At 69.1% G+C, this 5826-nt stretch carries 6 protein-coding genes and 1 pseudogene; 2 read left to right on the top strand and 5 right to left on the bottom strand.

Going from position 1 to position 5826, the window contains the following annotated elements:
* Both dinB and ACXAID_RS26835 read right to left on the bottom strand, forming a co-directional pair.
* Positions 1 to 734 (bottom strand): DNA polymerase IV (gene dinB / locus ACXAID_RS26840; RefSeq protein WP_475025220.1); only part of this gene is annotated, 734 nt, incomplete at its 3' end.
* Positions 735 to 758: 24 nt separating this feature from the next.
* The gene (locus ACXAID_RS26835) at positions 759 to 1433 is read right to left on the bottom strand and encodes a TetR/AcrR family transcriptional regulator (protein WP_475025219.1); all 675 of its coding nucleotides are present in this window, start codon (positions 1431 to 1433) and stop codon (positions 759 to 761) included.
* A 40-nt stretch (positions 1434 to 1473) separates the two neighbouring features.
* On the opposite strand from ACXAID_RS26835, the gene ACXAID_RS26830 reads away from it, so the two are divergent.
* Positions 1474 to 2949: a flavin-containing monooxygenase gene (locus ACXAID_RS26830; protein WP_475025218.1), complete on the top strand. Its 1476-nt coding sequence runs from the start codon at positions 1474 to 1476 to the stop codon at positions 2947 to 2949.
* A 25-nt stretch (positions 2950 to 2974) separates the two neighbouring features.
* On the opposite strand, the gene rraA is transcribed toward ACXAID_RS26830, so the two are convergent.
* The 3 genes from rraA to ACXAID_RS26815 form a co-directional block, all read right to left on the bottom strand.
* Positions 2975 to 3457, bottom strand: coding sequence for a ribonuclease E activity regulator RraA (gene rraA, locus ACXAID_RS26825; protein WP_475025217.1), 483 nt, complete (start codon positions 3455 to 3457; stop codon positions 2975 to 2977).
* Positions 3458 to 3488: 31 nt separating this feature from the next.
* Entirely contained in the window at positions 3489 to 3953 is a 465-nt protein-coding gene (locus ACXAID_RS26820; protein ID WP_475025216.1) for a hypothetical protein, read from the bottom strand.
* A gap of 108 nt (positions 3954 to 4061) precedes the next feature.
* A complete protein-coding gene (locus ACXAID_RS26815; protein WP_475025215.1) occupies positions 4062 to 4718 on the bottom strand; it encodes a DUF6474 family protein in 657 nt (218 codons plus the stop codon).
* Positions 4719 to 4928: 210 nt separating this feature from the next.
* On the opposite strand from ACXAID_RS26815, the pseudogene ACXAID_RS26810 reads away from it, so the two are divergent.
* Positions 4929 to 5826: pseudogene (locus ACXAID_RS26810) on the top strand (hypothetical protein); the annotation flags it as partial.

Below are 5826 nucleotides of genomic sequence, written 5' to 3'. Positions count from 1 at the left end.
GAGCGGCGCTGCTGCCCGGACCGGACGCGGCGCCGGTCGATGTTGCGCGACAGCGCGAACAGCTGCCTGCCCATCGCGCCGCCGACCAGTGAGGCCAGCGCCGTCTCGCTCAGCTCGGCGACGTCGGCGACCGTCGCCATGCCGTGCGCGTGCAGTTTGTCGGCGGTCTTCGCGCCGACTCCCCACAGTCGGCGCACCGGCAGCGGGTGCAGGAACGCGAGCTCACGGTCCGGCGGAACCAGCAGCAGGCCGTCGGGTTTGGCCTCCTGGCTGGCGACCTTGGCGAGGAACTTGGTCCGGGCGATGCCGACGGTGATCGGCAGCCCGACCCGGTCGCGCACCTGGCCGCGCAGCCGGGCGCCGATCTGCACCGGGCTGCCGGCCAGCCGTCGCAACCCCGACACGTCGAGGAACGCCTCGTCGACCGACACCGGTTCGACGAGCGGGGTGGTGTCGGCGAAGACCTCGAAGACCGCCGCACTGGCCTGCGAGTAGGCGGACATCCGGGGTGGCACCACCAGTGCGTGCGGGCACAGCGTCCGGGCCTGCCGGCCGCTCATCGCGGTACGTACCCCGTAGGCCCTGGCCTCGTAGCTGGCGGCCAGCACCACGCCGCCACCGACGATCACCGGCCGTCCACGCAGCGACGGATCGTCGCGCTGCTCGACCGATGCATAGAACGAATCGAGGTCAGCGTGCAGGATGCTGGCGGAGCCGGAGACCGACACGAACACATGTTCGCATCGGGCCCCGACAAGCTAGGGGACCTGACCGTAGATGCTGGTCATCCAGATGTGCACGAGATTGTCGAGCACCCGATCGTCCGGAATGGCCGGCTGGTGGCCGGCGAACGCCGCCGTCATGACCGACTCGTTCATCAGGTTCAGCGCGGTGGACAGCTCGACGGCCGGCACGGTGACCGGTGCGGTGCCGGCGGTGCGCTCGGCCTCGATGACCGCGGCGATGTGGTCGATCCAGCGTTGCATCGATTTGGCCCACAGCTCGCGGGCCTCGGAGTGGGTGGACTTGACCGCGACGGTGGCCGCGCACACCGCGCGATGCGCACCGAAGGTCCGTACGAAGGCGTCGATTCCCTGCCGCCAGATCTCGCGCCGCTCGGCCGGCCGGTCGGCGATCAGCCGTTCCAGCGCGGTGTCGGCTTCGGTGATCACCCTTTCGAGCAGCGTCAGCAGCACCGCGTCCTTGGACGGAAAGTAGAAGTAGAACGTCGGGCGGGAGATCCCGGCGCCCTTGGCCAGGTCATCGACCGAGATCTCGGCCAGTGGGCGGTCGGCGAGCAGGCGTTCGGCGGTTTCCAGAATGGCCAGTTCGCGGTCGTCGCCGGACGGGCGCGCGGCGCGGCGGCCCCGGGCGGGGCGGGTCTGGCTGACGGTCACGGCCAAGACTTTACACCCTGTCGATATCCTCAACATGGTGTTGACCCGCTCGACACTGCGTTGATAGCTTTACGCCATGACCGAATTTGTCGACGTCGTCATCGTCGGAGCCGGCATCTCCGGCATCAGCGCCGCCTGGCATCTCCAGGACCGCTGTCCGACCAAGAGCTATGCGATCCTCGAACGCCGGGACAACCTCGGCGGAACGTGGGACCTGTTCAAGTACCCCGGCATCCGCTCGGACTCCGACATGTTCACCCTCGGATTCCGGTTCAAGCCCTGGACCTCGGAGAAGGCCATCGCCGACGGGCCCTCGATCATGGCCTACCTGAAGGAGGCGGTCGCCGAGTTCGGCATCGGCAAGCACATCCGCTACGGCCAGAACGTCACCTCCGCCGACTGGAGCGATGCCGAGGGCCGCTGGACCGTACGGGTACAACGGGACGGCGAGCAGGTCGAGATCTCCTGCCGGTACCTGATGGCGTGCAGTGGCTACTACAACTACGACCAGGGCTACTCACCGGAGTTCGCCGGGGCGGACGACTTCGAAGGCACGATCGTTCATCCGCAGCACTGGCCCGAGGATCTCGACTACGCCGGAAAGCGCATCGTGGTCATCGGCAGCGGCGCCACCGCCGTCACACTGATTCCGGCCCTGGCCGACTCGGGCGCAGGGCACGTCACCATGCTGCAGCGCTCGCCCACCTACATCGGCTCGCTGCCCGACGTCGACCCCTTCACCGTGCGGATGAACAAGACACTGCCCACCAAGGCGGCCTACGTCGTCAACCGGTGGAAGAGCATCGTGTTCCAGTCGGCGCAGTACCAGATCGCCCGCCGTTTCCCGAACTTCATGCGCAAGACGTTGATGACGATGGCGCAGCGACGGCTGCCCGAGGGCTACGACGTGGCCAAACACTTCGGGCCCAGCTACAACCCGTGGGATGAGCGGTTGTGCCTGGCGCCGAACGGGGACCTGTTCAAGACCATCCGTTCCGGCAAGGCCGACGTGGTCACCGACACCATCGACCGGTTCACCGCCAGCGGTATCCGGCTGAGCTCAGGCGAGCAGCTCGACGCCGACATCATCATCACCGCAACGGGTTTGAACCTCCAGTTGTTCGGCGGCGCGTCCATCTCTCGCAACGGTGAGCCCATCGAGCTCACCGAGACCATGGCCTACAAGGGCATGATGCTCACCGGCATGCCCAACATGGCCTTCACGCTCGGATACACCAACGCATCCTGGACGCTGAAGGCCGACCTGGTGTCCGAGTTCTTCTGCCGGGTCATCAACTACATGGACGACCACGGCTTCGACACCGTCGAGCCCGCGCACCCGGGCAACAGCGTCGATGAGCGCCCGCTGATGGACTTCACGCCCGGCTATGTGCTCCGGGCCCTGGACTACCTGCCCAAGTCCGGCTCCCGGGCGCCGTGGCGGCTCAAGCAGAACTATCTGCTCGACCTGCAGCTCATCCGGCGGGGCAAGGTCGACGACGAAGCGCTGCAGTTCTCCCGGCACCGAGCGCCGGCGACCACACCGGCCTGAGTCGGTCAGGGCCGGTCAGTCCGAACTAGCCCGGGGTGACGACCACGATGCCGTCGTCGTCGCTGTAGGCGACGTCGCCGGGGCGGAAGACCACCCCGCCGAACTCGACGGCCGCATCGCGCACGCCCTCACCGGTCTTGGTGCTCTTGCGCGGGTTGGTGCCCAGTGCCTTGATGCCGATGTCGAGGGTGCGCAGCGTCGACGCGTCGCGGACCGCACCGTTGACGATCACGCCCGACCACCCGTTCGACCGGCCCAGGTCGGCGATGACGTCACCGACCAGAGCGGTGTGCACCGAACCGTCGCCGTCGATGACCAGCACCCCGCCGTCGCCGGGTTCGGAGAGCACGGACTTGAGCAGGGCATTGTCCTCGAAGCACCGCACGGTTGAGATCCGGCCGGCGAACAGGGTCCGGCCACCGTACTGACGCATCTGCAGATCGCAGCTGCGGACGTCGGGACCGATGTCGTCGACGAGGTCGGCGGTGGGGCGCGTCGTCACTGTCACCGCGCCAGTATCTCAGCCCCGGGAGCCGCCGTCAGTCGCCGCCGCGCCGCGCCACCCAGGCCACGGCCAGGATCGCCAACAGGCCGGTGATCAGCGCGGCCGCGATGGGTTTGACGGGGACGTCCCCGCCGCTGCCGTGTACCGGCGGGCCGGACACGTCGGCGGCGGTGGCGACGGTCGACTTCGCATGCGCCGCGGCCTCCTTGGCAGCGGAGTTGAGCACCTCATCGGCCGTCGGCGGCAGCGAGGCGGCCGGCGGCGGTGTCCTCTTCGCGGGGGCCGCCTTCTTCGCCGGGGCCTTCTTCGCGGGAGCCTTCTTGGCCGGGGCCTTCTTCGCAGCCGCTTTCTTGGCCGGCGTCTTCTTCGCCGGTGTCTTGTTGGCGGCCTTCTTGGCCGGCGTCGCCTTCTTGGCGGCGGGCGGCTTCTTCGCAGGCTCGGCAGCAGGGGGCACGGCGGCCTCGGGGCTCTCGTCGGGCCGATCCGGCTGGTCTGCCATGTTGCTGCTCCTTTGAGTGTGTGGGCACCCGGCAGTGGCCCCCATCATGCCAGGCGGCACCTGACGGGGTTCAGCGATCCGGCACCCAGTGGGGTCCGTTCGATTCGATCAGAGCACGCCCAGTCGAGCCATCAGGTCGGCGTCGATGCCGTCGAGCTGCTCGCCGATGGCGGCGTGCGCCGCCCGCCGCCGCACCGACGGCATGCTCTCGGCGGCGGTGATCGCGGCCGCCAGGTCGTCGAGGCGCTCGGTCATCGCCGCGACGAACTGCTTGGTCTCGGCATCCTTGGGCTTCTTCTCGCTGAGCATCCGCAGCGACTGCTCGGAGCTCGCCACCCGGGCCGACAGATGTGCCCCGTGTCCGGAGAACTGGCCCAGCTGGCTCAGCGGGACGCCCAATCGGTCCGCCCGGCGCTCGTCGATCAGACCGCGGGCGGCGATCGAGGCCCGGTAGGCCAACGGCACCAGAATCGGGGCGAGCAAACGTGACACGGTCAGCGCGCGCCGAATCTTGGTGGGCGAGAGCAGCTTGCCCTCCCGTACCGCTTTCAGCTCTGTCTCGGCAACCTTGAGCGCCGCCTTGTCGCTCTCCCGCTGGGCGCGCAGCTGCGCCTTGAGGGCACGGGCGGCCGCCTTCTGCTCGGCCTTGTAGCGACGGGACTCGTTCTTGGCCGAGAGCTTCGCTTCGAGCTTGGCCTTCGCCTTGATCGCGCGGGCTTCGGCTTTTCGGGTCGCCCGGGATTTGCGTCGTCTGAACAGACCCATCCCTGCGGCCTCCCGTGCTGTCGTCGGCGGGTCCCCGCTGCGGATCCGGTGGGGACAACGGTCAACCCTAGCGCTCACCGCGCAACGGTGTGCCCGCGCCCCGAACCCCGGGGCGATCGGAGTTCGCAGCAAATCGATCGCGAAGATTGTGCGAGAATCTGTCCATCATCGGGTCGGACGGGGCCGAACGCCTCGAGGGGTGGTGAGGACGTGGGTGCGGGTGCGCGTGTCGCGGCAGCGGCCTGCCTGGTGGCTTCCGGCCTGCTGGTGGGTGCGGCCGGGACTGCCACCGCCTTCGCCGAACCCGCCTCCTCGGGTGACGGCGAGAACTCGAACAGCGGCGGTGGCGCATCGACCACCCGTTCGAGCGGCGAACCCCGGCGTACCGATCGCCAGGACAGCAGCACGGCCGGGCAGCGGGCCTCCGGCGGCGGCACGGACACCAGCGGGCGATCCGACCGATCGAGCGGTGCCGGCGGGGGAGCGGGTGTCTCCACCGGCCTGGAAGACCTCGAAGAACTCGGGCAGTTCGAAGTCGCTGAAGACCTCGAAGTCCTGGAAGTCCTGGAAGTCCTGGAAGTCCCAGAAGTCCCCAGGGACCCAGAAGACCCGGACGGCCTGGAAGACCCCACAGACCAGGACGAGCTCGACGCCTCGGCCACCGTCACAACCGCCGACGATCAGGTGCCCGAAAAGGTCCCCGGCAGCCCCCACGACGACGATGACGGGGACCCTGAGGACGACGGGGACGAGACCCACGACGGGCATTGGTGGTACGACTTCTGCGACCACGGAGATTGGACCTGGCCGTGGCCGCCCGGACCGGTCTCGCCGCTGCAGGACGCGGCCGGTTCCGAGAGCGCCTTCGGTGAAGGGTTGCCTGCTGGGCCGCCGCTACTGAGCCCGTTCCTCGGGTTGGGGGTGGCGGCTGGGTGGATGCCGCCGCTCGAGGAGCCGGTGGCACCCGATGTGGTCGACGCGGTGGCCGGCATCGGAGCGCCGGTGGTCGGATCGGTCGGCGCCCCACTGAGCGCGCCGGTCCTCGTGCCGTTTGCGGTCGGTGCGCCGGCACCGGTCGGTGCGGGCGCACCGGGTGGAGGGGCCGTGC

The sequence above is a fragment of the Mycobacterium sp. ABE4_509 genome (assembly GCF_056160785.1).
This window is presented reverse-complemented; position numbering and strand designations above follow the sequence as displayed.

What these genes read in the sequence shown, in the direction of transcription:
- ACXAID_RS26835 (WP_475025219.1), bottom strand. Translation starts at nt 1,433, where the DNA reads ATGTTGAGGATATCGACAGGGTGTAAAGTCTTGGCCGTGACCGTCAGC.
- ACXAID_RS26830 (WP_475025218.1), top strand. Translation starts at nt 1,474, where the DNA reads ATGACCGAATTTGTCGACGTCGTCATCGTCGGAGCCGGCATCTCCGGC.
- ACXAID_RS26820 (WP_475025216.1), bottom strand. Translation starts at nt 3,953, where the DNA reads ATGGCAGACCAGCCGGATCGGCCCGACGAGAGCCCCGAGGCCGCCGTG.
- ACXAID_RS26815 (WP_475025215.1), bottom strand. Translation starts at nt 4,718, where the DNA reads ATGGGTCTGTTCAGACGACGCAAATCCCGGGCGACCCGAAAAGCCGAA.